The sequence below is a fragment of the Rhizobium sp. 10N414 genome (genome assembly GCF_056394785.1).
In genome coordinates this window covers 53,686-80,049 of record NZ_JBFTIN010000017.1, presented here as the reverse complement: position 1 = coordinate 80,049, position 26,364 = coordinate 53,686, and the positions used below count along the sequence as shown (strand labels likewise).

Below are 26,364 nucleotides of genomic sequence, written 5' to 3'. Positions count from 1 at the left end.
CGATACGGACATCTCTTTCGCGCTACAAGGGGACGTGTCGCCGTCGCAAGACTTCTGAAGCCTCGCACTCCACCCGATTGCACCGTGAACATAGCGAGTGTTGCCGTGGCGTGATAGGTGTTGGACTTGGATCAAGCCCAGCATTCACCTGAACTCCTAGCAAAGGACAAATGCCATGGGAGACCAGAAGCGCCCGCTCCAACCAGGGGAATACGCTCCCGCCTTCGCACTTCCGTCGGCAAATCAAAAAGGAACGGTCTCACTCGCGAGCCTCCACGGTCACCCTTTTCTGATCGCCTTCTTCCGCGGGCTGCACTGCCCGTTCTGCCGGCGTCAGGTGGGACAACTCGGTAGTCTACAGCCTGCCCTGCGCGCCGCGGGGGTGGAAACAGTTGCCGTGATCAACACGCCGGTAGAGCGCGCCCGCATATATTTCGAGCACCGGCCGACGCCGGCCGTGCTCCTATGTGACGAGGATTGCTCGACGCACCGGGCCTTCGGCGTGCCGCACGGTGAGTTCCTGCCCGAGGGCAGCGGCGAGAAACCAGTATGGCCCTATCGGGCAAGCATGGAGCAATTCGAGGCCGCTCGCATTAACCCGACGGGTGAATTGCCGGAAGCGTTACACCCGATGGCGGCCAACGCCTTACTCAACGCCCAAGACGGCTTCGAGCTTACTGAAATCGATCATGCCATCTTCGCAAGCCACCCCACACAGCTTGTTGGGCACTTCCTCATCGACGGCGATGGCATCGTTCGCTGGGTGCAGATTGAAGCGCGCGACGGGCCTGACAGCCTCTGCATCTTTCCAAACGCGGCGGAAATGCTTGCCGCTGCCAGCAGCCTCCGACGCTGAAGGCGTTGCATCTCCGACATTCGTCACGCATTTGCGCCGCTACCGGACACCTCATGGTCGCAAGGCAAGCTCGCCGAGGTGACTGCGGACCCATTTCACCTCCTCTGAGGCGGTGCGGCGGAAGTGCCTTTTGAAGTCGCGGCTGAATTGGGCTGGGCTGAGGTAACCAACCGACAGCGCGGCCTCTGCGATCGTTTTTTCCTGGCGCGCCATGATCAGCCTTGCTTCGTGAAGCCGCATCGCTTTGACGTATTGCATCGGGCTGCTGCCTGTCAGCGCCTTGAAATGTGCGTGATAGGAGGGGACGCTCATGCCCGCTTCCTGTGCGAGCGCCGTCACTGAAATCTCCAAGCTGTAGGTTTCGCGCAATCGGGCGAGGCTTTGGACGATCTTGCCGGAGGTGCCTTTCTGCTGTAGCGCCGCAATCATCTGTGCGCCCTGCGGGCCGACGAGGATGCGATAGTGCAATTCGCGCAAGATGCCCGCGCCCAGAACCACCATCTCCACGGGATCGTTGAGCACTCGCAACAGGCGTAGCACGACATCCTCGATGTCGGGCTCCATTCTGCTGGACATAAGACTTCTCGCCGCGGTGCCTGTCGGTCCGGAACGCCGTGCCTCGACGTCCGAGGCGATCTCGGCCGCGAGCTGCATGTCGAATTCGAGATAGACCGCAAGCAGGGGGCATTCTGCGCTGGCGACGGATTCCATCCGGAACGGAACCGGGACCGAGACCGCCAGATAATGCTCCTCGTCGTAGAGATAGACCTCGCCTTCAAGCATTCCCTGCTTGCGACCCTGCAGCACGAAAACCGCACCAGGCTTGTAGAGGACGGGTATGTCGTGGAGGACCTCTTCGGTCCTGAGGATGCGGACGCCGTGAAGCCCCGTCGGATTGTAGCCGTGACGCGGGGCGAGGCGTCCGGCCAGTTCCACAAGCTCCCGGCGCCTTGATGGCGCACTCTTCGCATTTATAGGATTTGGCAAGACATTCATAGTTTCCGCAATCGATGAACCTGTAGGGAAAGATTATCAGTCAAATGATTATCACCAATCAAGAAGAGATTGTCCACCATGTCACAGAAGACTTTCTTCATCACAGGCGCGAATTCCGGGTTCGGCCTGGCAGTTGCGACGGCAGCCAGCGAACAGGGACATACCGTCATTGGCACCGTCCGCTCCGAAGCCTCGCAAGCAAGGCTTGCGGAACGCCTGCCGGCGGTCCGTTCCGTCCTTTGCGACGTGACCGAATTCGACAGGATACCGGACGTCGTCGAGCAGGCTGAGAAAGGCCACGGCCCGGTCGACGTCCTGATCAACAATGCCGGTTACGGTCACGAAGGGCTCCTCGAGGAGTCGCCGCTCGACGAAATGCGTCGTCAGTTCGACGTGAACGTCTTCGGCGCTGTTGCGGTTGCCAAGGCTTTCCTGCCGCGGTTTCGCGAGAGGCGCCGCGGGTTCATCGTCAATGTCACGTCGATGGGCGGCATGATCACCATGCCCGGCATCGCCTATTACTGCGGCAGCAAGTTCGCGCTTCAGGGAATATCGGAGGTGATGCGTGCGGAAATGGCGCCGTTCGGCGTCCACGTCACCGCACTCTGCCCCGGCTCGTTCCGGACCGACTGGGCCGGCCGCTCGATGGTAAGGACTGAGCGGTCCATCGACGACTACGACGCGCTGTTCCATCCGATCCGAGAAGCGCGGCAAGCAAAGAGCGGCAAGCAGCTTGGCGATCCCAACAAACTCGCGGCAGCCGTGCTTAGCCTCATCGAGTCTGCCAATCCTCCACCGCAACTCCTGCTTGGAAGCGATGCGCTCAAACTCGTGTCTGACAGGATCGAGCGCCTGCAGCAGGAGATTGAGGCTTGGAAATCCGTCACGGTCTCGACCGACGGGTAATAGCGCAATGACAAAGGTGGCCGCGGTTCGAATTTCCGATCACGCGGTCTGCCGCTCTCCTCATACTGAGGAGCGTTTCGAGCCGTAAGCAGTCGTTGTTGGCACTCGTTGCGTGTTGCCGAGAACAAGGCGCGGCAAGAGAATCGGAAGATCGCCACGTGCTTTAGGGCATTGGCAGGCTGCCTATTTCGTCTTCCTGGACACCACCCCCACAGCTGGCGCTACCAGCGCGAATTCCTTCATCTCGTCGGGAGACAGGTAGTAGAGCCTGTCGGGGGGCGTTTCCATGGCGTGGATCCAGAGGTCCGGCTTGATTCCCATGTCGTCGAGATGTCGGGTGATATCGGCGGTGGTGCGTTGGGCTTCGGACATGGCGAGATCAGGCGACAGCTTCTCCCTGGTGGCGTTGAAGACCTGATGTACGCCGATGACAGCATCCTTGTCGGCCGTACGGACGACGCCGCCGGCCATGACGATCGGGCAGGAGGAAACACAAAGCGCGCCGCTGGCGACGCTGGTCGCGATCTTGCGTTCGCGGATAACCGTGGAGATGGCGATCGCGTCGCCAATCGATCCGCCCGGCGAATCGAGCGCGACTGTTTTGACGTACTCGCCACGGGCCCGGATTTCGGCGTCAAAGCGTGCGGCCGCGCCGGGTTCGATCGTGCCCTGCGCAAGGAGCACGCCGTCCGCCTGCAGTTCGAAGCGGATCGGCCTCATCAGGACCTCGGGGTCCGCGGTGATCTCGGCAGGTGCGTTTTGGGGTTTGCCCTGCGTGAGAGCCGGCGGAAGCATGGGCAGGGCACCCGGCGTAAGTGGATCGGAGGCCGGACTGTTGGGACTGTCGGAGCTGATTTCATGCCAGTCTATCACCACGAAGACGGCGGCTGCGGCGAGGAGAGCGTGGAAGGCATGCCGCATCAGCGTGCCGTCATCGGCGGAGAGCACGTAGTCCTTCAACCTTTGCCCCGCCGTTTCCAGTCTCATGCCGGCGGTCCTTTGCGTGGTCCTTTGCCTGACAGGTCGAAGCTCGCGACATTCGACTGGTCCGCCGCTTCACTGCGCTCTGCAGCATCCATGGCGGCCTCGACGTCGGCACCCTGCTGCTGGATCTCACGCCTCACTTCCAGGGCCTGCAACAGTTCGGCCGCGGTAATCCGTTCGGCGAAGGGCAGGCGCTGCTCCTGCTGGCGCAGCGTCGAGTGGACGATCGACAGCATGAAGATCAGCACCGCCGGCAAGATATCGATCGAGATGGCGCCGGCCCAGCTGGGGATGAAGTCGCCGGCGTAGCGCAGCACCGCTTCGGCCGAGGAGAGTGGAACGAACCGCCGTTCGGACACCGGCTTGCGCTCGAGGATCTGGTCGGCTGCCTGTGAGAGCACCTTCGATTGCGCCGCGACGGAGGATCGGATCGTTTCCATCACCTGGTCTTGCCGGGTGACAAGATCCGCCTCGCGTCCATCCGCCACCGGAGCGATGAAGCCGAGCGACAGGTCTTCCGCCGCGCGCTTGACCGACGGCGCGATCGAGGTCTGCTCCAGCGAGGTGATGACGCCGGAAAGCCCGACGACTTCGGCAGCGAACTGATCGGCGCGCGGATTGATCGCGCCCGGCGCCGACACCAGCGTCCGCATCGTCTCGAGATGCTTGCGGCCCGCGTCGAAGAGCGTCGTCACCCGTTCGCGCGAGGCGTTTATGCCGTTTTCGAGCTCGGTCAGCTGCGAGGCCATCTGCGACAGGAGCTGCACGACGCTGCCGGCCCCGGTCGTACCGGTCAGCGCGCCGGTCTCGCGTTCCTGGTCGGCGAGGCGCTGGAACCGTTCCTGCGTGCGCTGGATGTCGGGCAGCAGGCTCTGGGCGGCAAGCGCGTTCTGATGCGCCTGGTCGAGATCGGCCGTGTAGTCTTCCAGCGTTTCGGCCAGATGCTGTTCGAGCGCCGCGGAACCCGCCAGCGCGGCCGCGTTGAGCCAGCTCGACATGGCGATGATCATCGCGCAGCCGAGCGCCATGACACCAAGCATGGCCGTCCGCCCGCCTGTACTGGTCACGTGCGGATAAAAACGGGCCATGTAGGTCCAGAAGGCGTAGATCGCCACCGAGACGGCGCTGGAATAGATGAGCGCCGCGAAGAACACGGCGGTTGCCGATCCGTCGAGGATGCTCCGCACGCCGAGATAGGTGTAGACGCCGGAGGCGAGCGCCAGGATCGCGAACGCGAACCGGGTCATGGTCTCGACGGATTCGATGCCTTCCTGCAAGCGATGCGACGTGCCGAGCGCCATGGTCTCCTCCGGGCCAATGCATGCCTTCCGAAAACGCGCAGCGGTTCGAGGCAAGGACATGCACAAGAACAATAACCTAAGGCAGGTCGCGCAAGTCTTTGTTCACGCGATCGGCCTTAGCCCCTTAAGAAACCAATATAATACAGGCAAAAGCAAGGTTTGGCATCAGGCCGAAGCCTGACGCCGTCAAGCCTTATTCGGCAGGCGTGCTGTCGGCCGACGGCGCACGCAACGACTTTTCGGAGATGTCGATCATCGGTGTGAAGCCTGCCGCCGGCATGCGGACTTCGTCGCGTTCCTCGAGGGCGGCGGTGGGGACCACGACGCCCGGCCGTTCGCTGCGTGCGACTTCGAGCTGGCCGGTCAGGATGGCGCGCTCGGCGCGCAACTGCCGGATCTCCGACTTGGCAATCTCCAGGCTGGTGCGCAGCTGGCCGATTTCGTAGCGATCGGAATCCATGCGCGTATCGTTGTCGCGGCGCAGCGCATTGGCATCCCGGTCGCGGCGCACGCGCAGGCTCTCCGCCTCACGCAGCTTCAGCGTCAGCTCGTTGGTCTGCGTGGCGAGTTCGCGGCGGGCGGACTCGCTCTCGGCGCCGGTCGTGCGTGCGCGCTGCAGTTCCTCGGCAAGGCGCTCCGAGCGGGAGAGGGCGGTGACGAGTTCCGATTTGACGCGCTTGAGATCGGCGCGGGCTGCCTGCAGTTCCTCATCCGTCATCTTGTTGCGGCCGTTTGCCGTGACGAGTAGCTTCTCCACGAGTTCGGCCTTGGAGCCGATCGCCTCGTGCTTCGTCGTCAGGTGGGCGATCTCGAGCGCCGAGGAGGCCTGCAGGGTCTCGTGCTCGACTTCGAGCCGCTTGTGGCGCTCCTCGAAGAGGGCGAGGTCCTGCTTCAGGCTCGCAACGGCCATCTGGAGGTTGCGCACCTGGGCTTCCTGTTCGATGAGGCTGGATTTCAGATGGCTGCGCTCCTCGTTGAGGCGGGCCATTTCGCGCGCCTGGGTGCCGTTTTCGCGGCGCGAGGTTTCGATCAGCAGCTGGTGCGCCGTCGTCTCGTTGTCGAGCTTTTCGCGGGTGGCAGAGAGTTCGCGGCTGCTCTGGTCGAGCTCCGTCTGGGCGCGCTTCAGGAGTGTCGAGGCTTCATCGAACTGGATGGCGCGATCCGTCAGTTCACGTTCGGCATCGAGCAGCCGGTTTTCGATGATCGTGAATTCTTCGCGCGTGACCTGATGCACGCTCTGCAGCTTTGTCAGCTCGTCGCGGAAGGCGTCGATCTCGGAGCGAAGCTGCGCGTTGTCGGCGTAAAAAGCCTTGTTCTCGGCTGTCAGGCGAAGATTGTCCTGGTCCGCCTTCTGGCGCGCATGGCTTTCGTAGTCGAGAAGCGAGCTGATGCGCGTGCATTCGGCGCGGAGCGTACCGGTCTCGTTCAACGACTGGCTGTGAGTGCCGAGCAGCGAGGAAACGCGCTCCTGCAGCGATGCGAGGCTCGACATCAGGTCTTCCGACGTCCGCTGGTTTTCCTCCAGCGCCGAACCGAAAGCAGCGAAATCGTTGACGTCAGGGATGGCATAGCGCAGCGGCTCTTCGGCGGAAGGGCAATGATCCGTTATCGAAGCGGGTCGGTATCCTATTGTCGACAGCGACTTGCCGCCGTCTTCTGCGCGACGAAAAAAACTCATGACCATGAATTATGCCCCAAAAGTACCCTGTCAAAACGCCGGCGAAATATGGATTTCAGCTAATTAAGCGAACCTATCGAAAATTGCCTTGATTCCGTACACGCATGCTGTGCGTGCATCTAGAAACGGCGGCGCGGTCGCTGTCAAAATACGCAAGATGACAATCAACAGGTTTGAGCGGCTGACCTGTGACATTCTCGCAACAGCCGCCTGGCGACCTTATTCCTCAGGGAGAATCCGCATGCCGTCCGTCTCAAGCTCGCTACCGAGTTCGACACTTTTCGTCTGCTTGTCGTAGACGCAAAAGTAGCTAACGAAGCCGTTCGCGCCCTTCGGTTTGCCGGTTACAAGGGCGATGCCGTAGTGCTCGCTGCCGAACGGATCGACGACCGCATGTGGAAACTCGATCGAGGCGCGCGCCGCCTGTTTGCACTTGGCTTCAACCTCGGACGCGAACTCCTGCCAGGCGTCGCCTGAGGAGGCGCGGGCGGTTCCCGCCGCAGCGATTGCCATGGCAAGTATGCAAAAGCGGATTTTATTCCTCTGCATCTGAAAAGCCCGTCTTCCAGCTGTTGTAAAACTCGCCCATGATCAGCGATTTAGGGCTGCAAAGCCAAGTGCTTGGCGAAGGCAATTTTTCCTCTCTGCCCGTCTTTTTTGATATTTCGCAGGTTGCCTCTCCATGCTTGCGCTCCTATGTTCCGCCTCACCTGCCGATTACGCAAACTATTGCCAAGAGGAGACCCACAATGGCTTTCGAATTGCCCGAACTTCCCTATGACTACGAAGCGCTCCAGCCCTTCATGTCGAAGGAAACCCTGGAATTCCATCACGACAAGCACCACAAGGCTTACGTCGACAACGGCAACAAGCTCGCGGCAGAGGCAGGCCTTTCCGATCTCTCCCTCGAAGACGTCGTGAAGAAGTCGTTCGGCACCAATGCCGGCCTCTTCAACAATGCTGCCCAGCACTATAACCACGTCCACTTCTGGAAGTGGATGAAGAAGGGCGGCGGCGGCAACAAGCTGCCGAGCAAGCTTGAAGCTGCCATCAATTCCGACCTCGGCGGCTACGACAAGTTCAAGGCCGATTTCATCGCTGCCGGCACGACCCAGTTCGGCTCGGGCTGGGCATGGGTTTCCGTCAAGAATGGCAAGCTCGAAATCTCCAAGACCCCGAACGGCGAAAACCCGCTCGTTCACGGCGCGACCCCGATCCTCGGCGTCGACGTATGGGAACACTCCTATTACATCGACTACCGCAACGCGCGTCCGAAGTACCTGGAAGCTTTCGTCGATAGCCTGATCAACTGGGACTACGTCCTGGAGCGCTACGAAGCCGCAGCGAAGTAATCGGCCCGCACAAAAAAAGATGTCAGCACCCGGCGCCTCGAAACGCCGGGTGTTTTTGTTTTCGATGACTGTCACAAGCTTGTCATGCCGCGCGCCTAAAGCGCTGACATGACATCCTTTTCCGATCTTCCCATTCTCCGTTTCGGCGTCGTCGCAGATCCGCAATATGCGGCGAGGGAGCCGCATGTCGGAATGAACCGCCACTATGCCAGAAGCCTTGCCAAGCTCTCCGCGGCGGTCGAGGTTTTCAATGGCGAGGAACTGAGCTTCGTCATCACGCTCGGCGACATCATCGATCGGGACTTCGAGAGCTTCGACGACATCCTCCCCGTCTACGACCGCCTGAGACACGAAAATTTCTTCCTGCTCGGCAATCATGATTTTTCCGTCGCAGCCGATCGGTTGGCCGATGTCGCCACCCGCGTCGGGATGGCGACGCCTTACTACAGCTTCACCAGGCAGGGCTGGCGGTTCATCGTTCTCGATGGCAACGAGGTCAGCACCTTTGCGCCGCCGGAAGGGCATCCCTATCGGGACATAGCCGCCCGTCGGCTCGCCGAGCTTAGGGCAGCCGGCGCCATCAACGCGCAGGAGTGGAACGCCATGCCGAGCGACGAGCAGTTCGCCTGGCTTTCAGACCAGATTAACAAAGCCCGTGCTGCAGGCGAGCGGGTTATCGTCATGAACCATTACCCCGTCTATCCGCCGAACGCGCACGACAGCTGGGACCGCGAGCGCATCATCACTCTTCTGACGGCGCACAAACATGTCGCGGCCTACTTCAGCGGCCACAACCACGCCGGCAATTTCGGCACGCTCGAGGGATGCCATTTCCTCAATTTCAAGGGGATGGTCGATACCGAGACCGAGAATACCTTGGCTATCGTGGAAATCTGGGCCGATCGCATCGAAGTTCACGGTTTCGGCCGTGAGGACAGCCGGACGCTGAAGCTCCGCTAGGCTGCCGCCAATCGTTGCCTGGATAGGGCCGGCAAAGGGTGCCGCCTTCAACCCATCGGTAGGGCTTGCTGCACCTGCTGTGCTATCTCGCTTCGATCCATCGCGCTCAAAAGGCCGTCCTTTGTGTCGCAGCCATCTTGGAAAAGATCGAAGAGCGTTGAGGCGGCTCGGCAGCCTTCGAGGCTATTCGGGTCTTTCTTGTGCAGGTAGCACCACTCCGAAAGAGCCTCGAACACGACATTGATGTCATCTGTAAAGGAGATCACGTTTGATAGGGCTGTCATTTCATTCGATGCTCCGCTCAGGCAGAAGCACGAAACTCCCAAGCGGCCGTTGCCAACAGATTCCGACCGATCATGGATAATACTGCCTGCGACGCAGCATGGCTATTAATTAAGACATAGCGGGCGTCCACCAAACGCGCTGGCCTCAGAAGTCCGGGGGAATTGATCTGATCTCTCGCAGATAATGTGCGATTGGCGCCAGTTCGACGACGCTAGGCATGCTTTGGACGATGTCCTCCGGTTGGCACCACGGATATGGGAGCGATGTGATCCAATCCATGACCGCTCCCAAATGATCCGCCGAAATGATCTCCATCCGATCGATGCTAATGACTAGCCTTTGGACAAGACCTTGGATGTCGGAAAAGTACCAATCGTAGCGGCCGCAGCCAATTCGGATGTCTCCGTTATTCTTCGCCGACATGCCGACGAGCCAATGGCATGGAAAATGGCGTCGATTGGCGTCTGTGGGGCGAGCCAGGCAGAAAGTATAGACATTTTCGAAGTCGTTCGCGAAACGCCGGCAGAGAATCTGTTCGATCTCAGGCAGGCCCTTGGCTGAACTTGGAAAGGAGATGGCGTCGGTCTTGACCACCATCTCCAGCGCAATATCCTCGGCGAAGGCGTGGCGCATCAGGAACGGCCGGTTCCCGTCTTTCGCATGGAAGTACGCACTGACGGCTTCGAACGGACTTGGCATGGCGTAACCTCCGCAATAGACCCGCATCACCCTATCCTATTTTGCTGTTACGGTGGGCGACGGAGGCGCGGTCGTGGTCGTGATAACAATCCCGTCGCCCATTCAATCCGAAGCGGACTTTTTGGAGGCTGGACTTTAGCGTCTGGCTTTCCATTTCCCCTCGATCGAAACCCATCGAAACGTGCCTCGGCCATTGAAGATTGCGACCTACAACGTCAACGGCGTGAACGGACGCCTCGAGATCCTTCTTCGCTGGCTGAAGGAGGACAAGCCCGACGTCGTATGCCTGCAGGAACTGAAGACGGAAGACGCCCGGTTTCCACGCGGTGCGCTCGAGCGGGCCGGCTACGGCGCAATCTGGCACGGACAAAAGAGCTGGAACGGCGTCGCGATCCTATCCAGGGGCTCGACGCCGATACTGACGCGGCGCGGTCTTCGGAGCGATCCTGATGACACGCACAGCCGCTACATTGAGGCAGCCATCGACGGCATCCTTGTCGGGTGCCTCTATCTTCCGAATGGAAATCCGGCCCCTGGCCCGAAGTTCGATTACAAGCTCCGTTGGTTCCGACGGCTGCACGAATATGCAGCCGAATTGCACGACCTCGAAATTCCGGCCGTTTTGGCTGGTGACTTCAACGTCATGCCGACGGAAATCGACGTCTACAAGCCGGAGCGCTGGCTGGATGACGCCTTGTTCCGGCCGGAGGTTCGCAAGGCCTATGCCGATCTGGTCGCACAAGGCTGGACCGACGCTGTAAGGCACCTGCATCCGAACGAGCGCATCTATACCTTCTGGAAGTACTGGCGAAGCTCCTTCGAACGCGACGCTGGTCTCCGGATCGACCATTTCCTGCTCAGCCCGATGATCGCCCCATGGCTCAAGTCGGCGAGCGTGCGCAGGAAGCCCAGGAGCTGGCAACATACGAGCGACCATGCGCCAGTGATGATCGAGCTTGAGGTTCCCAAGCGCGAAGACGACGCGTGAACACGAGCGATGAAACTGGAAGGAACGCAAGGTGGATGCCGACCTCGATACGATGTCGCGCAACGAATTGATCACGGAGGCGAAGCGCCTCCGCGACGCGATCAGAAAACACCGCGACGCCACAGGTCAAGACCTCTGTTGGCATCATCCTCAGCTCTGGGAAATGCTGCCGGAAAAGCTCAATCCCGACATCGCGGTGCCTCCCTGGCCGAAGTTCCTCCGAGGTTGCGTCCGCTATCGTGAGAGTTTGGATCGGCAGAAGCCCGACGCACCGGTCCTGGACGAAGAGTTCAAAACCTGATTCGCGCCAACTTCACCGACGGTGAAACTCGGGCGGAAGCGGAGAGCACTGGCGCGCACCTTTCATCCACTCAGGCGGTTGCAGTGGCTGGCGGGTTCATCCATTCGTTCGTCCAGAGCTGCCGCAACCGGTCGCCTTCGCCTCGGAAATAGGCGTCTGCCGCTTCGCAATGCTCCACACGATCGCTGCGAAAATTGCGGATTGCCTGACGCAGCTCACACCAGGCGACAATGTTGGCGGTCTGCGAGTAATAGATGAGGGCGATCGGCTGGATCCTGCGCTCCGTCGCGCGGCCGAGTTCGTCGCGGTAGTCAAGTTGCAGCTTCTGTTCGTCGCGGATGGCGCGACGAACCAGACCAAGATCGAGCCCGACAGGAGATTGGGCAACGGATCCCCAGGCGTAGAGCGCTTTTCGTTCCATCGCCTGGCGCAGCGGCGCAGGTACGGCGCCTGTTATCTTCTGGTTGACGCCCTTGGCCGCCTGCTTGAGTTCCTCGTCGCCGGTTCGATCGAGCAAAGCCAGCGACAAGACGATGGCCTCCATTTCCTCGACCGAGAACATCAGCGGCGGCAGGTCGAAGCCCGGCCGCATGATGTAGCCGATGCCCCGGCCGCCCTCGATCGGAACCCGCATCGCCTGCAAGGCGGCGATGTCGCGATAGATCGAGCGCACGGTCACCTCAAGCGTCTCCGCCATGGCCGCCGCCGTCATCGGTCTGGTCGCCAATCGCAGGATCTGGATGATCTCGAAAAGCCGTGAGGCCTTGCGCATTTTTCGCCTCCGTTGATCCAGGCTCCTGACAATACACTGTCAGTTGGGCAGTCGTATAGCTTTCCCTATCGAATTGAAAATCAACACGGTCTTGGAAATCGACCTTGAATTGGATAGCGGGCAACTGACATGACTTACAGCGAAAATCTCTGGCTCTACTTCACCCTTCTCTTCGGCATCATCATTGTCCCGGGCATGGACATGCTGTTCGTGCTGGCCAACTCCCTGAGCGGCGGCAGGCGCACGGGCATTGCTGCGACCGCCGGCATCGTGGCGGGCGGGGCGGTGCATTCGCTCTATGGCGCTATCGGTGTCGGTGTGCTCGCCGTCCTCCTGCCGACGCTGTTCAACCCGCTGCTCTTTGCCGGCGCCGCTTACATGGCCTGGATCGGCTTCACGCTGATTCGCAGTTCGATCACCGTGGAGACCGTCGGGGCGGGCGGTCTGGGCTCGGGCTGGCGGGCATTCCGCCAGGGCGCGGCGACCTGCCTGATGAATCCCAAGGCCTATCTCTTCATGATCGCCGTCTACCCGCAATTCCTGAAGCCGATCTATGGACCGATCTGGGCGCAGGGCCTGGTCATGGGCTTTATGACGATGGCGACCCAAGCGGCTGTCTATGGCACTCTAGCGCTGACAGCGGCGCGAAGCCGCACTTTGCTGGTGTCCAATCCCAAGGCGACGATCCTCGTCGGACGGGTCGCAGGCGCCCTTCTGATCGCCGTCTCAATACTGACGGCATGGCATGGCTGGCGCGTGTCCCTATGAGGAGGGCGCCGCCACCTGACGGTCCATCTTTCCTGATGTCTCACCCACTTGTTACTTTTTTGGTCTGAAAAATTTGCAATGATGCCGCCCGTCCAGCGAAGCCGGGGCTTTGAGGACCTTTGGTAATCAAACAGGAGTGCAGACATGAGACTGAAAGCTATAACCGCGGCAGTGCTGATCGCCGGTCTGGGGGTGATAGGCGTTGCGATTGCAGCGGAGGACGGCACGCACGAAGCACGTTCTGCGCTGATGAAGAAGGTCGGGGGCGCGGCAGGGGCAATGACAGCGATCGCCAAGGGCGAGAAGCCTTATAATGCGGAAGCGGTGAAGGCTGCCCTGATGACGATCTCGGAAACGGCAAAGGTTTTCCCGGATCAATTCAAGCCAGGCACCGAAACCGGGGATAAGGCAGCAAGTCCGAAGATCTGGGAAGATCACGAGGATTTCAAGGCTCGTGCGGCGAAGCTTTCAGCGGATGCCGACAAGGTTCTCGCCCAGCTTCCGACCGACGCAGCCGGAGTCGGCGGCGCCCTGAAGACGCTTGGCGGCAACTGCGGCGGCTGTCATGAGAAATTCCGAATAAAGACCGAATAGCGATCCAGGCATTTTGCTCGAACGATCCGTGCCAGCCTTGCTGCCGGTGCGGATCGTTTTATGTTTTCCGCAAAGCGGTTGGCAACAGGAGCGGTGAATGATCCGCAGGTTCGTCCGGTATTTGCTCTGTCTCGTCGGTGTATTCGTCATTGGCGGGGCGGTCTTCTATTTCATCACCGCGCCCAACGCGCTCCCCGAAAGCCACTGGGCCAACCTCGGCGACCCCGACCTGAAGAACGGCGAGATGGTCTTCTGGACGGGTGGCTGCGTCAGTTGCCACGCCGCGCCGGGATCGGAGGGCGATGCCAAGCTCACCTTGTCGGGCGGCCTGGCGTTGAAGAGCCCCTTTGGCACATTCCACGTGCCCAACATCTCGCCCGATGAGAAGGCGGGTATCGGGACATGGACGCTGGCGCAGTTCGGCAATGCGATGAAGCGTGGCGTCTCGCCGAACGGACAGCATCTCTATCCGGCCTTTCCCTACAATTCCTATGCCCGGATCAGCGACAAGGACATCAACGATCTCTTCGGCTATCTGAAGACGCTGCCGAAGAGCGGGAACGTCGCCCCGCCGCACGACTTGCCTTTCCCTTATAACATCCGGCTGGCATTGGGCGGCTGGAAGTTCCTCTATTTCAACGACGAGCCGCGCGTCGTGCTCGCGGCCAATGTCGACGACAAGGTCAAGCGCGGCCAGTATCTGGTCGAAGGCGCCGGCCACTGCGGCGAATGCCACACGCAGCGCGATCGGCTTGGCGGCTTCGTGGCAAACACCTGGCTGTCGGGAGCACCGAATCCGGAAGGCCGGGGCCGCATCCCTAACATTACGCCAGGCTCGAAGACCGTCGGCTCATGGAGCCAGGACGATATCGCCAACTATCTGGAAACCGGCTTCACGCCCGACTTCGATACGGCAGGCGGCTCGATGGCGGAGGTGCAGCGCAACCTCGCTCGTCTGCCGAAGCCGGAGCTCGAGGCGATCGCAGCTTACCTGAAGGCGGTTCCGAGCCATTAATATTAGCGATATCTCAAAAATGCCGCATTGCAGCACTCCACTCGGCTCCACGCACTGGAATGCCCTGTGGCGAACCCCGGTTCGCTTTCCGAACGACGCCCAAGAACGTCTTCCGAAAGGACAGCCGCATGCATGTTACGTCGGTCAACTCTGCGGATGATCTCGAAACTGTTGCCCGCAAGGGCGGCAAATTACGGCGCATGGTCGCCCGGTTGCCGACCTACATGGCCGACATCCGCGAAAATCCTGCCTGGCTGCCGATGTTCCTGCTGGCGCGCACCGTCCCGGCGCGCAAGGTGCATTGGCTGACCGCGCGGCGCAGCAATGGTGCGATCGAGAATCTGCCGACCCTCTTCAAGGGCGTGAATCATGCGGATGCCGTCGCGTCGCTGCGGCGCGACGGGATATTTCCGAACCTGAGCCTACCCGAGGCGATCACCCGTGAAATCGCCAGCTTTGCAGGCGCGACCCCATGCTTTGGAAATTTCGATCGCAAGATCGAGTTCCTGGCGTCCGATCACCGAGCCGTGGAGCAGCAATGGGAGCGGCCGATCCTGAGCGGCCACCATTTCGAGCGAGCGCTTGATTGCCCAGCCGTTCGTGCTGTCCAGCGCGATCCGGTTCTGTCGGAGATTGCGCGCTGCTATCTCGGTGCGCAGRCCCGGCTGATCACCACCCGCACCTGGTGGAGTTTTCCGACGAGAGCAAGCGAAGCCGACCGCAGCCTGGCATCGCTCGACAAGTATCACTTCGATCTCGATGACTGGCGGATGCTGAAGTTCTTTTTCTATCTCGTCGATGTCGACGAGGGCACCGGTCCGCATGTCTATGTCAGGGGCAGCCACAACAAGCGGCGCCTCAAGCACCAGTTGACCCTTCTGGTCGGCCACCCCGCGCACGAGATCCTCGAATTCTACGGCAAGGAGAGCGTGATGACGCTGACCGGCGCGGCCGGCTTCGGCTTCGCCGAGGATCCCTTCGGTTTTCATATGGGCACGGTTGCCAAGACGAAGCCGCGTCTGATGATGGAGGTGGGCTTCGGTGTTTCCAAGCCCTCACGCCGCCGCTTCCACGGTGAGCCGGTCCTTCGATAAGACAAGCGGCGCGTCGGCCTAGGCCGCCTTCGGCTGGTGCTCGGCGCCGAACATCAGGACATATTGGTCGAGGTCGTCGCCTGCGTGCCCGAGGGCGCGGTAGATTTCAGCAGCAAAGGTCATCGGTGCCGATCCCGGCGCCGTCACCAGCTTTCCGGCGCGCACTGCCTGCGGGCTGTCCTTGTAGTGCGCCTGGCCGGCATAGCCCGGCGCGCTGGCGATGAAGTCGGCGGCGTTGCTGGTATGGTCGGTCGCATTCAATGCTCCGGCGCGCGCAAGCGCCAGAGTCGCGCCGCAGATTCCCGCCACGAGCTTGCCATGCGTAGTGAAGTCGTCGATCACAGGCTTCAGATCGGGTGCCTTTTCCGTTTCCCAGATCGTGCCCCCACACAGCACCAGCCCGTCGAAGGCATTGGCATGCAGGTTTTCCGCGACGGTGTCGGACGCAACGCGCATGCCGCCCATCGAGCGCACCTCAGCGCCGTCGGGCGTTGCGATCACCACGTCGAAGCCGAAATAGGAGCGCGCGGAGGCCGTCAGTTGGGCGACCTCCCAGTCGGCGAATCCATCGGTGAGGACGATTGCAAGTCGGGTCATCCGTTTCTCCTTGCAGGCTGTCCGGGGCGGTCAATGCCGCTCATGCCAAAGCTTGCATATAGCGCATGCCGGTGACCGGGCGAGGCACGAAGTCCATATTCTCGTAGAAGCGATGGGCCTGTACATTGCCGGTGGCGGCGCTGACTGAGAGGTAGCCGCAGCCTGCACTGCGGGCCGTGTCGCGGGCGCGGTTGACGAGATGCTGACCGACGCCATGGCCGCGATGGCCGTCCCGCACGAAGAGATGATGCAGATCCATGCCGCGAGCACCGTCCTGCGCCCTGTAGAGCGGCACAAGAATGGCGTAGCCGATCAGGCCTTCATCGCTTTCGGCAACCAGGGCGCTGATCCATGGCACCGGACCGAACAGGTCACGCTCGAGCTGCTCCGGGCTCGAGGCGGCCGGATCGCCGTGGTGCTTGGCGAGCAGGCCGATCATTTCGTTGAGTTCGGGCAGGTCACGCGGCTTGGCGGCGCGGATATTGATCACCGGCGGGCGGATCAATGAGATTTCGGTGTCTTCGATTTCAAGCATGGTCTTCGCGTCCTTGTGTGGTGTTCTGCCGTCAGGACGCTGCCGATACAACAAAGCCGCCTGACGGCGGCTTGTTGACAATATGATCTGTCCGGCCGCCCCTTACAGGTACAGCCAAAAATACGAGCTGGTGATGTGCGCGTTCTTGATCATGTGTTGATAGATCATCCAGAACGCGGTGTTTGTCAATGGGTTTTGTGAGCTCGCGCTTGGAAGCGAACAGCGTCGCCTGACGCAGCCGTCCGATCGCTCGGTCACCGACATCGAGAGCCAGATCGGCAAGTGTCATGCCGATCTGTACGCCGCCGCTGATCGCTCTTGGCGCCGAAATCGCGAGGCCGTTGATGTCGCTTTTCATCTCAGGGATACTTGTATATAGGGTACCCCCCTATGCTAAATGGATAAGCTTATGTCCCACACCACGCACCAGAAGAAGAAGCTGCTGGCTCGCGTCAGCCGTCTGAAAGGCCAACTGGAAGCCGTCGAGCGCGCGCTGGACGCGGAGCGACCCTGCGGAGAGATCTTGCAGCTGCTTGCCTCGATCCGCGGCGCCCTGAACGGCCTGACCGGTGAAGTGCTGGACGACCACCTTCACGAGCATGTCCTGCATGCCGCCGATGAGAAGGCCCGGATGGAGGCCGTCGAGGAAATATCCGAAGTTCTGCGAACCTACATTCGCTGAGACAACCGACATGAGGAGCGTGCGATGGCCGCACAGACCCAAACACTTGAGCACGACCACGTTTTCCTGGGTGCCGACCACGACCGCAACGCCCGGCGCGTTTGGTTCGTCATTGCGCTCACCGCCGTCATGATGGTGGTCGAGATCGGCGCCGGAATCTACTACGGCTCCATGGCGCTGGTCGCCGATGGCTGGCACATGTCGACGCACGCGAGTGCGCTGCTGATCTCGGCGGTTGCCTATCTCTATGCCCGCCGTCAGGCGCACAATCCGCGCTTCACCTTCGGCACCGGCAAGCTCGGCGATCTCGCGGGCTTTGCCAGCGCCATCATTCTGATGCTGATTGCGCTCCTGATGGCCTGGGAGAGCTTCCTGCGCATCACCCATCCCGTGCAGATCAGTTTCGCCCAGGCGATCGGCGTCGCTGTCGTCGGTCTGTTGGTCAATCTGGCGAGCGCCTGGCTCCTGAAGGACGACCATCATGGCCACAGCCATGGCCATTCCCACCATCACGAGCATCACCATCACGGCGATCATGCCCACCATGGCGACCATGCACATTCCTCACATGCCTCGGACAACAACATGCGCGCCGCCTACGTCCATGTCATCGCGGATGCGCTGACCTCGGTACTTGCCATCGCCGCACTGCTGTTCGGCAGCCTCTACGGTTGGCTCTGGCTTGATCCGCTGATGGGCATCGTCGGGGGCCTTATCATCGCCCAGTGGTCGTGGGGCCTGATGCGGTCGTCCGGCCGCGTGCTGCTCGATGTCGTGCCGCAGGAGGCAGATCTACAGGACGAGATCCGTTCGGCGCTGGAAACGGGCGGCGAGCGGATCACCGATCTCCATGTCTGGCAGGTCGGTCCCGGCCACCACGCCGCGATCGTCGCTCTGGTGACCCCACAGGCGGAAAGTCCTGCCTTCTACAAGGCAAAGCTCGGACCCGTTGCCGGCCTCTCGCATGTTACCGTCGAGGTCACGCAGTCGGCAGCCGCTTGACGCGACTCATCGGGGCCACAATCAGTCTCTAGCCAAGTGTTCGTTGATTTGAGGCAGAGGAATTCTCATGCGTGGCTTTTCGATCCGTCGCCGGACCCTTCTCGGTTCGGCATTGCTTTCACCTGCCTTGCTCCTGCCGCGCGTTGCGTGGTCGGAAAACAGCGACGACGAAATCAACCGGCGGATGGACGCGCTCGAAAAGGCGATCGGCGGTCGCATCGGCGTGTCGGCGATCGACACGGAGACCAACATCTCCTTCGGTTACCGCGAGACCGAGCGCTTCCCCCTCTGCAGCACCTTCAAGGTCCTGGCTGCGGGGTTGGTGCTGGCGCGTGTCGACAAGGGACAGGAAAATCTCGAGCGGCGCGTCGTCTACGAGCAGGACAAGCTCGTCACCTATTCGCCGGAAACGGAAAAGCACGTCGGCGGCGAGGGCATGAGCATCGGCGAACTCTGCGAGGCGGCGATCACACTGAGCGATAACACGGCAGGCAACCTGCTGCTGGAGAGCTTCGGCGGACCGGCCGAGTTGACCAAATGGCTGCGCACGCTCGGCGATCGATCGACGCGGCTCGACCGCTGGGAAACGGCGCTCAACGAAGCCAAGGACGGCGACCCGCAGGATACGACCACGCCGGACGCGATGGTCGACACACTCGGTAACCTGACGCTGGGCTCGGCCCTGTCGGAACCGTCGCGTGACAAGCTGGTGGCGTGGATGGTGGCGAACACGACAGGCGGCGCGCGGCTGCGCGCCGGCCTGCCGGACACGTGGAAGATCGGCCACAAGACGGGCACCGGAAACAACGGCAGCGCTGCCGATATCGCCGTCGTCTGGCCGCCCGGTCACGGTGCGATCCTGGTCGCGGCTTACCTGACGCAGGCCAAGGCGCCGGTCTCCGAGATCAACCCTGTCTTCGCCGAGGTCGGAAAGATCGTGGCCGATATGGTCGGATAGCGCTTTCCTCTCAAAGAGATGCTACGGAAACGTGAATCTCCGTCGCATCGATCTGAGTCAGTTTGTGAAGGCTTCATCGCCGAACTGAAGCGTTGTGCCAGGCAGGTTTCGTGAAATGTGGCGCCACTGGTCCTTTGGCAACTCAACATGACCGCTTTGCGCCGAAAGCAGCCGCCCTGTTGTCGTCTATCGCCATACTCACGCGATCGTTGCGAGCAGATCCTCCACCGAGGCAACGCGGACGAAGGACTGCGCCGCCGCGGCAAGATCAGGGTCCAGAGTAGCCAATGCGTCCGCCTGGAGCTGCGCGACGGCGATGTATCCGGCACAATAGGTATTCGTCCATTCGAGTTTGCTGGCGATGTTCCACGCGTACCGCTGCAACACGCGGTCGCCGAGCAGTCGAATTCTCAGACCTCGAAGATAGTCCAGCTGATCGTCAGCTTCCCTCTTGTCCAGATCGCCATTACGAACCGCCGAGTAGAGGCGGGCCAATACCTGGGATCGCAAGAGCGTCGGGGCAACCAAGGCGTGGCTGTCAGGGACCTCTGCGGCGTTCTTCGCGAGCAGGAGCGCAGCGTCTGCCGCGATCGCAAACCGCTTCTTCATCACGATCTTCCCTCCCTGGACATTGATGCGGATCCAGCTTGTGCGGTTAGATCATCCTCCCTCCAGTGCCGACAGCAAAAAATGCCCCAATCCGTCGTCGAGCCCGCTCTGCCGCCTTCCGGTCGTCAGAAACGGTCCGCCGGATCGACCGGCTGGCAAAGCGCGACTACGCCAGCTCCGCATCTAGGCACCGATGATCGTGTCGGTGCTCGGCTGGTCCTTGCTGTCGCCGTCGCCGGTCAGCTGCCGCTTCAGCTCGTCGGCAATCTGCTTTTCGATGGCCTCGCGCTGTTCTGGCGGCATCGCCTTGAGATCGTCCTCGGTCAGGCCGAGCCGCTGAAGGACCTGGTCGCGGATCCGCTCCGCCGGAGTCTGGTCGGCGAGATCGGTAAACTCGGAGACAACAGCGTCATGGCGTGCTTTCGCGGGATCTTCGGTGCCGTCCATGGTCACGGTGCCGCTGCTCTGCAGCGCCCACATCGTGCTGGAGATCGACGTCGGCGTGCTGCTTGGCTGCAGTGCCGCGCCGCTCTGGCGAACGCTGAGTTCGATATCACCCGTCTGTTGCTTGTTGCGTTGGCCGGATTGGCTGAAGAGGTTGCTCAGTCCATAGGTGCTGGAAATGCTGCTGCCGATCTTCATGAAAATTCTCCTTTGAGCAATGCGCGGAGAATGGCGCGGCAGTCCTGCCCGGAGCTTGTGTCGGCGGGCTCGGATGGCCGGGACAAGTGGCGGCCATCCAATGGGTCTCGAGGCGTCAGGGCAGGGCGTAGCCGATCACATAGTCACCGGCCTTGGTGCCGACCGAGCCATGTCCGCCGGCGACGATGACGACGAACTGCTTGTTGTCGCTGGTCGTATAGGTCATCGGCGTCGCCTGGCCGCCGGCCGGCAGACGGGCCTGCCATAGTTGTTGGCCGTTGGTGACATCGTAGGCTCGCAGGTAGTTGTCGACGGCAGCCCCGAGGAAGGCGACCCCGCCCTTGGTTAGCATCGGGCCACCGATGCCGGGTACGCCGACCTTGAACGGCAGCGGCAGCGGCGTCATGTCGTGCACGGTGCCGTTCTTCAGCTTGTAGGCGATCTTGCCGGTGAGGAGATCGACGCCGGCGACGTAGCCCCATGGCGGCGCCTGGCAGGGGACCTTGAGCGGTCCGAGGAACGGTCCCATGAATACCCCGTAGGGTGCGCCGTCGTTGCGGTTGAGGCCCTGTTCGCTCCCTTTCTCATCCTGCCCCTTCGGCGGGATGTCGGAGGCGGGAACCAGCCGCGAGGTGAAGGCAAGATAGGTCGGCATGCCGAACATGATCTGCCGCTCCGGGTCGACAGCAACGCTGCCCCAATTGAAGGTGCCGAAATTGCCGGGGTAGATGATCGAGCCCACGAGCGAAGGCGGCGTATATCGCCCTTCATATTTGTATCGGTGGAAATCAATGCGGCAGGCGAGCTGGTCGAGCAGAGTCACCCCCCACATGTCGTTCTCCTGCAGCGGCGGCGGCGAGAAGGTGAGGTCGGAGATCGGCTGCATCGGCGACGTATGATCCTCAGGGATGGCACCTGATGGCGCGGGGATTTCCTTGAAGGGAATGATCGGCTCACCGGTACGACGGTCAAGCACGTAGATGTCGCCCTGCTTGGTCGGGCCCACCAGCGCCGGCACGACGGTCCCATCGGGCTTCTTCATGTCGAAGAGCACCGGCTGGGCCGGCACGTCCATGTCCCAGAGATCGTGATGGACGAACTGTTGAACCCATTTCAGCTGCCCGGTGTTGATGTCGAGCGCGACGATCGAGGAGGAGAATTTCTCGACGTTCTCGCTTCTGTTCATACCGAGTTGGTCCGGCACCTGGTTGCCGAGCGGGATGTAGACCATGCCGAGCCCGTCATCGACGCTGAAGACCGACCAGCTGTTCGGAGAGTTGGTCGTATAGGTCCGGCCTTGGGGCAGGGGGGTTGTCACATCGGGATTGCCGGAGTCCCAGTTCCAAATCAGAGCACCTGAATTGATGTCGAATGCGCGGATGACGCCGGACTGCTCGTGCGTCGAATAGTTGTCGTTGACGGCCCCGCCGATGATCAGCTTGCCGGCGACCGCGACCGGCGGCGAGGTCGAATAGTAGTAGCCGGCCGGATTGTACTTCATGCCCTGCTCAAGATGCAGCACACCCTGATCCGCAAAGCTCGTGCAGACCTTTCCGTCGAGCGCATCGAGAGCGATCAGCCGCGCATCCGAGGTCGGCAGGTAGACCCGATCGACGCAGGGCTGGCCGGCGGCCGTCGCCGTATCGTGGTAATAGGTGACGCCGCGGCAGGTCTGGTGCTGCCTGTCAGGGTTCATGCCGGAATTGGCGTCGTATTTCCATTTTTCCTTGCCGGTCGTCGCGTCGAGTGCGATCGCCCAGTTATGCGGCGTGCAGAGGTAGAGCGTGTCGCCCACTTTGAGAGGTGTCACCTGGTAGGTCGTTTCGCCGACATCATCGGGTCGCTTCACGTCACCGGTCTGATAACGCCAGACCTCCTTGAGATCCTTGACGTTGCTAACATTGATCTGGTCGAGCGGCGAGTAGCGCTGGCCGAATGGGGTGCGGCCATACTGGTGCCATTCGCCGTCCTGAACGGTGCCGCCGAATGTCGTCGTGCCGGAAGCCTCGGTCGGCAGGTTGCCGTGCAGGTCATGCGGGTCCGTCGTCATCGAGAAGCTCGCAACGGCGATGGCGATCAGCACCGGAATGGTAAGCGGCCAGTGGCTGGCCCCGTAGGACGTCCCGGTCGGACTCTGGAAGCCGAGGGGCCGACGGATCCAGGGCGTCAGCAGCCACAGTCCGAGCAGGATGATCAGACCGCCGCGCGGACCGAGTTGCCACCAATCGAAACCGACCTCCCAGATCGCCCAGACAAGCGCAACGATGATCAGAGCCGCGTGGACCCACAGGGCGGCTGCACGACGCAGCAGAAGCAGGACGGCGGTGATGAGAAACATCGCACCGGCGAAGAGGTAAAAGAAGCTGCCGCCAAGGATGATGAGCCAAAGCCCGCCGCCGACCAGGGCAAGGCCGAGGAGCATGAAAAGAACGGAGGTAATGACGATTACTACCATTATGGGGAACTCCCGCTGAGGTTAGCCGGGTGCGGTCAGGCGCGAAAAATGCCTTCTAATCAGCGAGATAGAGCGGTCGCAATGGGCGTCAACTGCGACCATAGGTGTCAGAGGGGATAGGTTTGCATCCGATCACGTGCCGCAGAAGGTCTGCAGCACACGTTCTTCCGGCTTCGGCGGCTCCATGTAGGCCGCAAAGTCCGGTTGGTCGTCATACGGCTTGGCGAGAACGGCAAGCAACGCCTCGAACAGCGAAAAGTCGGCATCCTCGACGGCGGCGTTGATCGCCTGCTCGATGCGGTGGTTGCGCGGAATGAAGGCGGGATTGACAGAGCGCATGGCCGCCCTGCGCTCGGCCTCGGTCCGGCCCTCGTCACGGGTCAGGCGGTCGCGCCAGCGGGCAAGCCATTCGCGCGCCCCATCCGGTTCCCGGAAAGCCGAGAGGAACAGTGCCTCGCCATCTCCTGGACCGACGGCGTCGGAAAGGCGGCGGAAGGCGAGGGTAAGATCGGCCTGGCTTGCCTGCATCGCGGCAAGCAGCGATTGAATAAGGTCCAGATCGCCGTCTTCGACGGTCGATAGGCCGATCTTCTCGCGCATGCCGCGCAGCCAGTGGATCTGGAAGCGCTCGCCATATTGCTGGATCACGCTGTTGGCGAGCTCGACGGCCTTTTCCGCATCCGCATCAAAGAGCGGCAACAGGGTTTCGCCAAGCCGTGCCAGGTTCCATTGGCCGATGCCGGGTTGATTGGCATAGGCATAGCGGCCGCCCTGGTCGATCGAGGAAAAGACCGTGCCGGGATGGTATTCGTCCATGAAGGCGCAGGGGCCGAAATCGATCGTCTCGCCCGAAATGGTCATGTTGTCGGTATTCATGACGCCGTGGATGAAGCCGATATGCAGCCACCTGGCGATCAAGGCCGCCTGCCGCTCGCAGACGGTCTCGTAGAGCGCGAGGTAGGGATTGTCCCTGTCCTTGAGTTCCGGATAGTGCCGGTCGATCACATAATCGGCCAGCGCCCGAACGCCGTCGGTATCGCCCCGCGCGGTGAAGAACTGGAACGTGCCGACGCGAATGTGGCTTGCGGCAACACGGGTAAACACTGCACCTGGCAGAATGTTCTCGCGATAAACGGGCTGCCCGGTCGAAACGGCGGCCAGCGCGCGGGTTGCCGGGACGCCGAGCGCATACATCGCTTCGCTGACGATATATTCCCGAAGCACCGGGCCGAGCGCGGCACGGCCATCGCCGCGGCGGGAATAGGCGGTCTGGCCCGCACCCTTCAGCTGGATGTCCCAGCGCTGGCCGTTTCGGTCGATCACCTCGCCAAGCAGGATCGCCCGCCCGTCGCCGAGCAATGGCACGAAGGAGCCGAACTGGTGCCCTGCATAGGCCATCGCCAGCGGATCGGCGCCTTCAGGCACGAGGTTGCCCGAAAAGATCGCCGCGCCGTCGCGCTTTAGCGCCTCGACATCGAGGCCGAGTTCTTCCGCAAGCGGTTCGTTCAGTTTGATCAGCCACGGCTCGGCGGCCTGCGAGGGCGCCTGGCGCGTAAAGAATTGCTGTGGCAACCGCGCATAGCTGTTGTCGAAGGCGAAGGGCCGCGAAGGGGATGCATTCTGAGCAAGGGTCATATGCTTTAGGTAGGGCTCCGGCGCGCATGACGCAAGCCGGGAGCCCTTGCTCCGAGCTTGCGGCTGGTCGTGCGGCGCTTCAGTAACCCAGCCATTCCCGGATGGCACGGCTGCCTTTCCATATAAGCATAACGACGCCACATTTGCGGGCGTATACAAGGATCTCTAATCCCCTTTTGGCATCACGCCATACCATACCGCGGCCATCGCTTCCGCGCCGGCCACGCCATTGCGAGTGATCCCTGACGATGTCGGATCAGATCTATCAGGCGGCTGCCGTCGGGCGCGCCAAGCCCAATTTCCGCGTGATAGCGATGATCGTGGCGAGCGCCATGTTTATGGAGCAGCTCGACGCCACCGTTCTGGCGACGGCGCTGCCGACCATGGCACGCGATTTCGGCGTCAGCGCCCCGTCGATGAGCATCGCGCTGACTTCCTACCTTCTCAGCCTGGCGATTTTCATTCCGGCAAGCGGCCTGATTGCCGATCGCTTCGGCTCGCGCACCGTTTTCCGCTCGGCGATCGCCGTCTTCGTGACAGGCTCCATCTTCTGCGCGCTGTCGCCCAATCTCCTCTGTCTCGTGCTGGCGCGACTGCTGCAGGGCCTTGGCGGCGCGATGATGCTGCCGGTCGGGCGCCTCGTGCTGCTCCGCAGCGTCTCCCGCAAGGACATGGTCAACGCCATGTCGTGGCTGCTGGTGCCGGCGCTGATCGGCCCGATCCTCGGCCCTCCGGTTGGCGGCCTGATCGTCACCTATCTCGACTGGCGCTGGATCTTCTACATCAACGTGCCGATCGGCATCATCGGCTTCACCCTGGTCTCGATCTTCATCGAGGACTTCAAGGGCGAGGCGAAGCGCCCGTTCGATACGGTTGGTTTCATTCTCTCTGGTATTGCGCTCGGCTCGCTGTTGTTCGGTTTTGAAAGCTCGAGCCGTCCGGGCGAGGGTGCGTTCTCGCTGTTCCTCATCGCGGTCGGTCTGCTCTTCGGCGTAGCCTATCTCAAGCATGCCCGCCGCCACCCGGCGCCGATCATGGATTTTTCGCTGATGAAGGTGTCGAGCTTCGGCACGTCGGTCATTGCCGGTTCGCTGACCCGTATCACGCAGGGCGCGCAGCCCTTCCTGCTGCCGCTCTATTTCCAGCTCGGTTTCGGACTGTCGGCGGCCAAGGCCGGCCAGCTCGTCACCGCAGCGGCCCTCGGCTCGATGGCGATGAAGGCCGTCGCACCCAGCGTACTGCGCCGTTTCGGCTTCCGCAACAGCCTGGTCGCGAACGGCATCATTGCCACCTGCGGCTATGCCCTCTGCGCCGCCTTCCGGCCCGACTGGCCGCTGGGGCTGATCTTCGCGATCCTCGTCATGTGCGGCTTCTTCATGTCGTTCCAGTTCACGGCCTACAACACGGTGGCCTACGATGAGATCGACCGCGATCGCATGAGCTCGGCCACCAGCTTCTACACGACGTTCCAGCAGCTGATGCTGTCGCTCGGCATCTGCGTCGGCGCGCTGGCGCTCCACACGTCGATGACGGTCAACGGCAGCGAGACGCCGGAGCTCCACGATTTCTCCGCCGCCTTCCTTTTCGTCACCGCGATCTCGATCACGGCGACCTTCTGGAACCTGCGCTTTTCGCGCAGCGCCGGCGCCGACATCAGCGGTCATAACGCGGGCAAGGCTGCGCACACCGCAGAACACTGA

At 61.6% G+C, this 26,364-nt stretch carries 29 protein-coding genes; 14 read left to right on the top strand and 15 right to left on the bottom strand.

What is annotated here, in order from left to right:
* Positions 1–175: 175 nt before the first annotated feature.
* Complete coding sequence (locus AC1DE4_RS17020; protein ID WP_112647462.1) at positions 176–856, top strand: peroxiredoxin-like family protein; 681 nt, start codon at positions 176–178, stop codon at positions 854–856.
* A gap of 51 nt (positions 857–907) precedes the next feature.
* Here the strand turns inward: AC1DE4_RS17020 and AC1DE4_RS17015 are convergent, their stop codons facing one another.
* Entirely contained in the window at positions 908–1,852 is a 945-nt protein-coding gene (locus AC1DE4_RS17015) for an AraC family transcriptional regulator (RefSeq protein ID WP_477882115.1), read from the bottom strand.
* A gap of 78 nt (positions 1,853–1,930) precedes the next feature.
* Between AC1DE4_RS17015 and AC1DE4_RS17010 the strand changes: the two genes are divergently transcribed.
* Positions 1,931–2,758, top strand: coding sequence for an oxidoreductase (locus AC1DE4_RS17010; RefSeq protein ID WP_477882113.1), 828 nt, complete (start codon positions 1,931–1,933; stop codon positions 2,756–2,758).
* Between the two features lie 183 nt (positions 2,759–2,941).
* Here AC1DE4_RS17010 and AC1DE4_RS17005 read toward each other — a convergent pair whose 3' ends face one another.
* From AC1DE4_RS17005 to AC1DE4_RS16990, 4 genes are all read right to left on the bottom strand, one after another.
* A complete protein-coding gene (locus tag AC1DE4_RS17005; RefSeq protein ID WP_477882111.1) occupies positions 2,942–3,745 on the bottom strand; it encodes a COG3904 family protein in 804 nt (267 codons plus the stop codon).
* Positions 3,742–5,043, bottom strand: a complete 1,302-nt coding sequence (locus AC1DE4_RS17000) for a hypothetical protein (RefSeq protein ID WP_018116222.1) — start codon at positions 5,041–5,043, stop codon at positions 3,742–3,744. The genes AC1DE4_RS17005 and AC1DE4_RS17000 overlap by 4 nt, the downstream gene beginning before the upstream one ends.
* Positions 5,044–5,236: 193 nt before the next feature.
* A complete protein-coding gene (locus AC1DE4_RS16995) occupies positions 5,237–6,727 on the bottom strand; it encodes a hypothetical protein (protein WP_477882109.1) in 1,491 nt (496 codons plus the stop codon).
* 213 nt (positions 6,728–6,940) lie between these two features.
* Positions 6,941–7,270: a hypothetical protein gene (locus AC1DE4_RS16990; RefSeq protein WP_025661062.1), complete on the bottom strand. Its 330-nt coding sequence runs from the start codon at positions 7,268–7,270 to the stop codon at positions 6,941–6,943.
* A 200-nt stretch (positions 7,271–7,470) separates the two neighbouring features.
* On the opposite strand from AC1DE4_RS16990, the gene AC1DE4_RS16985 reads away from it, so the two are divergent.
* Entirely contained in the window at positions 7,471–8,073 is a 603-nt protein-coding gene (locus tag AC1DE4_RS16985; RefSeq protein ID WP_018116360.1) for a superoxide dismutase, read from the top strand.
* Positions 8,074–8,181: 108 nt separating this feature from the next.
* Positions 8,182–9,033 carry a metallophosphoesterase gene (locus AC1DE4_RS16980; RefSeq protein ID WP_112824394.1) on the top strand — a complete coding sequence of 284 codons (852 nt, stop codon included), beginning with the start codon at positions 8,182–8,184 and terminating at the stop codon, positions 9,031–9,033.
* Positions 9,034–9,080: 47 nt separating this feature from the next.
* Here AC1DE4_RS16980 and AC1DE4_RS16975 read toward each other — a convergent pair whose 3' ends face one another.
* Positions 9,081–9,317: a hypothetical protein gene (locus tag AC1DE4_RS16975; RefSeq protein WP_477882106.1), complete on the bottom strand. Its 237-nt coding sequence runs from the start codon at positions 9,315–9,317 to the stop codon at positions 9,081–9,083.
* Between the two features lie 145 nt (positions 9,318–9,462).
* On the bottom strand, positions 9,463–10,017 hold the full coding sequence (locus tag AC1DE4_RS16970; protein ID WP_018859484.1) for a hypothetical protein: 555 nt from the start codon (positions 10,015–10,017) through the stop codon (positions 9,463–9,465).
* A gap of 193 nt (positions 10,018–10,210) precedes the next feature.
* Between AC1DE4_RS16970 and xth the strand changes: the two genes are divergently transcribed.
* Both xth and AC1DE4_RS16960 read left to right on the top strand, forming a co-directional pair.
* On the top strand, positions 10,211–11,005 hold the full coding sequence (gene xth / locus AC1DE4_RS16965; protein WP_477882104.1) for an exodeoxyribonuclease III: 795 nt from the start codon (positions 10,211–10,213) through the stop codon (positions 11,003–11,005).
* Positions 11,006–11,036: 31 nt separating this feature from the next.
* Complete coding sequence (locus tag AC1DE4_RS16960) at positions 11,037–11,306, top strand: hypothetical protein (RefSeq protein ID WP_112824392.1); 270 nt, start codon at positions 11,037–11,039, stop codon at positions 11,304–11,306.
* 70 nt (positions 11,307–11,376) lie between these two features.
* Here the strand turns inward: AC1DE4_RS16960 and AC1DE4_RS16955 are convergent, their stop codons facing one another.
* Complete coding sequence (locus AC1DE4_RS16955; protein ID WP_477882102.1) at positions 11,377–12,078, bottom strand: helix-turn-helix transcriptional regulator; 702 nt, start codon at positions 12,076–12,078, stop codon at positions 11,377–11,379.
* Positions 12,079–12,207: 129 nt separating this feature from the next.
* Here AC1DE4_RS16955 and AC1DE4_RS16950 point away from each other — a divergent pair, with 129 nt between their 5' ends.
* From AC1DE4_RS16950 to AC1DE4_RS16935, 4 genes are all read left to right on the top strand, one after another.
* Positions 12,208–12,846, top strand: coding sequence for a LysE family translocator (locus AC1DE4_RS16950; RefSeq protein ID WP_018116351.1), 639 nt, complete (start codon positions 12,208–12,210; stop codon positions 12,844–12,846).
* A gap of 144 nt (positions 12,847–12,990) precedes the next feature.
* Positions 12,991–13,440 carry a c-type cytochrome gene (locus AC1DE4_RS16945; protein WP_477882099.1) on the top strand — a complete coding sequence of 150 codons (450 nt, stop codon included), beginning with the start codon at positions 12,991–12,993 and terminating at the stop codon, positions 13,438–13,440.
* A 97-nt stretch (positions 13,441–13,537) separates the two neighbouring features.
* A complete protein-coding gene (locus AC1DE4_RS16940; protein WP_112824390.1) occupies positions 13,538–14,455 on the top strand; it encodes a cytochrome c in 918 nt (305 codons plus the stop codon).
* A 128-nt stretch (positions 14,456–14,583) separates the two neighbouring features.
* Positions 14,584–15,549, top strand: coding sequence for a phytanoyl-CoA dioxygenase family protein (locus tag AC1DE4_RS16935; protein WP_477882097.1), 966 nt, complete (start codon positions 14,584–14,586; stop codon positions 15,547–15,549).
* An 18-nt stretch (positions 15,550–15,567) separates the two neighbouring features.
* On the opposite strand, the gene AC1DE4_RS16930 is transcribed toward AC1DE4_RS16935, so the two are convergent.
* From AC1DE4_RS16930 to AC1DE4_RS16920, 3 genes are read right to left on the bottom strand one after another with little or no spacing between them, the layout of a single operon-like run.
* The gene (locus AC1DE4_RS16930) at positions 15,568–16,146 is read right to left on the bottom strand and encodes a type 1 glutamine amidotransferase family protein (protein ID WP_018859477.1); all 579 of its coding nucleotides are present in this window, start codon (positions 16,144–16,146) and stop codon (positions 15,568–15,570) included.
* 40 nt (positions 16,147–16,186) lie between these two features.
* Complete coding sequence (locus AC1DE4_RS16925; RefSeq protein ID WP_018116573.1) at positions 16,187–16,681, bottom strand: GNAT family N-acetyltransferase; 495 nt, start codon at positions 16,679–16,681, stop codon at positions 16,187–16,189.
* Positions 16,682–16,712: 31 nt separating this feature from the next.
* The gene (locus tag AC1DE4_RS16920) at positions 16,713–17,039 is read right to left on the bottom strand and encodes a hypothetical protein (RefSeq protein ID WP_113471771.1); all 327 of its coding nucleotides are present in this window, start codon (positions 17,037–17,039) and stop codon (positions 16,713–16,715) included.
* Between the two features lie 51 nt (positions 17,040–17,090).
* Here AC1DE4_RS16920 and dmeR point away from each other — a divergent pair, with 51 nt between their 5' ends.
* From dmeR to bla, 3 genes are all read left to right on the top strand, one after another.
* Positions 17,091–17,363 (top strand): Ni(II)/Co(II)-sensing transcriptional repressor DmeR, encoded by a 273-nt coding sequence (dmeR, locus tag AC1DE4_RS16915; RefSeq protein WP_477882095.1) that lies wholly within the window; start codon positions 17,091–17,093, stop codon positions 17,361–17,363.
* Positions 17,364–17,387: 24 nt separating this feature from the next.
* Positions 17,388–18,365: a CDF family Co(II)/Ni(II) efflux transporter DmeF gene (dmeF, locus tag AC1DE4_RS16910; RefSeq protein WP_477882093.1), complete on the top strand. Its 978-nt coding sequence runs from the start codon at positions 17,388–17,390 to the stop codon at positions 18,363–18,365.
* A gap of 67 nt (positions 18,366–18,432) precedes the next feature.
* Positions 18,433–19,323 (top strand): class A beta-lactamase, encoded by an 891-nt coding sequence (bla, locus tag AC1DE4_RS16905; RefSeq protein WP_477882091.1) that lies wholly within the window; start codon positions 18,433–18,435, stop codon positions 19,321–19,323.
* 198 nt (positions 19,324–19,521) lie between these two features.
* Here bla and AC1DE4_RS16900 read toward each other — a convergent pair whose 3' ends face one another.
* From AC1DE4_RS16900 to AC1DE4_RS16885, 4 genes are all read right to left on the bottom strand, one after another.
* A complete protein-coding gene (locus AC1DE4_RS16900) occupies positions 19,522–19,932 on the bottom strand; it encodes a type II toxin-antitoxin system VapC family toxin (RefSeq protein WP_477882089.1) in 411 nt (136 codons plus the stop codon).
* A gap of 183 nt (positions 19,933–20,115) precedes the next feature.
* Positions 20,116–20,574 carry a hypothetical protein gene (locus AC1DE4_RS16895; RefSeq protein WP_340650670.1) on the bottom strand — a complete coding sequence of 153 codons (459 nt, stop codon included), beginning with the start codon at positions 20,572–20,574 and terminating at the stop codon, positions 20,116–20,118.
* 115 nt (positions 20,575–20,689) lie between these two features.
* Positions 20,690–23,029, bottom strand: coding sequence for a glucose/quinate/shikimate family membrane-bound PQQ-dependent dehydrogenase (locus AC1DE4_RS16890; RefSeq protein WP_477882087.1), 2,340 nt, complete (start codon positions 23,027–23,029; stop codon positions 20,690–20,692).
* Positions 23,030–23,161: 132 nt separating this feature from the next.
* Entirely contained in the window at positions 23,162–24,664 is a 1,503-nt protein-coding gene (locus AC1DE4_RS16885) for a protein adenylyltransferase SelO (protein WP_025661049.1), read from the bottom strand.
* Between the two features lie 248 nt (positions 24,665–24,912).
* On the opposite strand from AC1DE4_RS16885, the gene AC1DE4_RS16880 reads away from it, so the two are divergent.
* Positions 24,913–26,364 (top strand): DHA2 family efflux MFS transporter permease subunit, encoded by a 1,452-nt coding sequence (locus tag AC1DE4_RS16880; RefSeq protein ID WP_113471766.1) that lies wholly within the window; start codon positions 24,913–24,915, stop codon positions 26,362–26,364.

Bases quoted from the DNA above. Each gene is read 5' to 3' on its own strand.
- AC1DE4_RS16975 (WP_477882106.1), bottom strand. From the start codon at position 9,317: ATGACAGCCCTATCAAACGTGATCTCCTTTACAGATGACATCAATGTC.
- dmeR (WP_477882095.1), top strand. From the start codon at position 17,091: ATGTCCCACACCACGCACCAGAAGAAGAAGCTGCTGGCTCGCGTCAGC.
- AC1DE4_RS17015 (WP_477882115.1), bottom strand. From the start codon at position 1,852: ATGAATGTCTTGCCAAATCCTATAAATGCGAAGAGTGCGCCATCAAGG.
- AC1DE4_RS17000 (WP_018116222.1), bottom strand. From the start codon at position 5,043: ATGGCGCTCGGCACGTCGCATCGCTTGCAGGAAGGCATCGAATCCGTC.
- AC1DE4_RS16940 (WP_112824390.1), top strand. From the start codon at position 13,538: ATGATCCGCAGGTTCGTCCGGTATTTGCTCTGTCTCGTCGGTGTATTC.
- AC1DE4_RS17020 (WP_112647462.1), top strand. From the start codon at position 176: ATGGGAGACCAGAAGCGCCCGCTCCAACCAGGGGAATACGCTCCCGCC.
- AC1DE4_RS16925 (WP_018116573.1), bottom strand. From the start codon at position 16,681: ATGCTTGAAATCGAAGACACCGAAATCTCATTGATCCGCCCGCCGGTG.
- AC1DE4_RS16985 (WP_018116360.1), top strand. From the start codon at position 7,471: ATGGCTTTCGAATTGCCCGAACTTCCCTATGACTACGAAGCGCTCCAG.
- AC1DE4_RS16945 (WP_477882099.1), top strand. From the start codon at position 12,991: ATGAGACTGAAAGCTATAACCGCGGCAGTGCTGATCGCCGGTCTGGGG.
- AC1DE4_RS16950 (WP_018116351.1), top strand. From the start codon at position 12,208: ATGACTTACAGCGAAAATCTCTGGCTCTACTTCACCCTTCTCTTCGGC.
- AC1DE4_RS16970 (WP_018859484.1), bottom strand. From the start codon at position 10,017: ATGCCAAGTCCGTTCGAAGCCGTCAGTGCGTACTTCCATGCGAAAGAC.
- AC1DE4_RS16880 (WP_113471766.1), top strand. From the start codon at position 24,913: ATGTCGGATCAGATCTATCAGGCGGCTGCCGTCGGGCGCGCCAAGCCC.
- dmeF (WP_477882093.1), top strand. From the start codon at position 17,388: ATGGCCGCACAGACCCAAACACTTGAGCACGACCACGTTTTCCTGGGT.
- AC1DE4_RS16920 (WP_113471771.1), bottom strand. From the start codon at position 17,039: ATGAAAAGCGACATCAACGGCCTCGCGATTTCGGCGCCAAGAGCGATC.
- AC1DE4_RS16900 (WP_477882089.1), bottom strand. From the start codon at position 19,932: ATGAAGAAGCGGTTTGCGATCGCGGCAGACGCTGCGCTCCTGCTCGCG.
- AC1DE4_RS16885 (WP_025661049.1), bottom strand. From the start codon at position 24,664: ATGACCCTTGCTCAGAATGCATCCCCTTCGCGGCCCTTCGCCTTCGAC.
- AC1DE4_RS16995 (WP_477882109.1), bottom strand. From the start codon at position 6,727: ATGGTCATGAGTTTTTTTCGTCGCGCAGAAGACGGCGGCAAGTCGCTG.
- AC1DE4_RS17010 (WP_477882113.1), top strand. From the start codon at position 1,931: ATGTCACAGAAGACTTTCTTCATCACAGGCGCGAATTCCGGGTTCGGC.
- AC1DE4_RS16890 (WP_477882087.1), bottom strand. From the start codon at position 23,029: ATGGTAGTAATCGTCATTACCTCCGTTCTTTTCATGCTCCTCGGCCTT.
- AC1DE4_RS16895 (WP_340650670.1), bottom strand. From the start codon at position 20,574: ATGAAGATCGGCAGCAGCATTTCCAGCACCTATGGACTGAGCAACCTC.
- AC1DE4_RS16980 (WP_112824394.1), top strand. From the start codon at position 8,182: ATGACATCCTTTTCCGATCTTCCCATTCTCCGTTTCGGCGTCGTCGCA.
- bla (WP_477882091.1), top strand. From the start codon at position 18,433: ATGCGTGGCTTTTCGATCCGTCGCCGGACCCTTCTCGGTTCGGCATTG.
- AC1DE4_RS16955 (WP_477882102.1), bottom strand. From the start codon at position 12,078: ATGCGCAAGGCCTCACGGCTTTTCGAGATCATCCAGATCCTGCGATTG.
- AC1DE4_RS16990 (WP_025661062.1), bottom strand. From the start codon at position 7,270: ATGCAGAGGAATAAAATCCGCTTTTGCATACTTGCCATGGCAATCGCT.
- AC1DE4_RS17005 (WP_477882111.1), bottom strand. From the start codon at position 3,745: ATGAGACTGGAAACGGCGGGGCAAAGGTTGAAGGACTACGTGCTCTCC.
- AC1DE4_RS16930 (WP_018859477.1), bottom strand. From the start codon at position 16,146: ATGACCCGACTTGCAATCGTCCTCACCGATGGATTCGCCGACTGGGAG.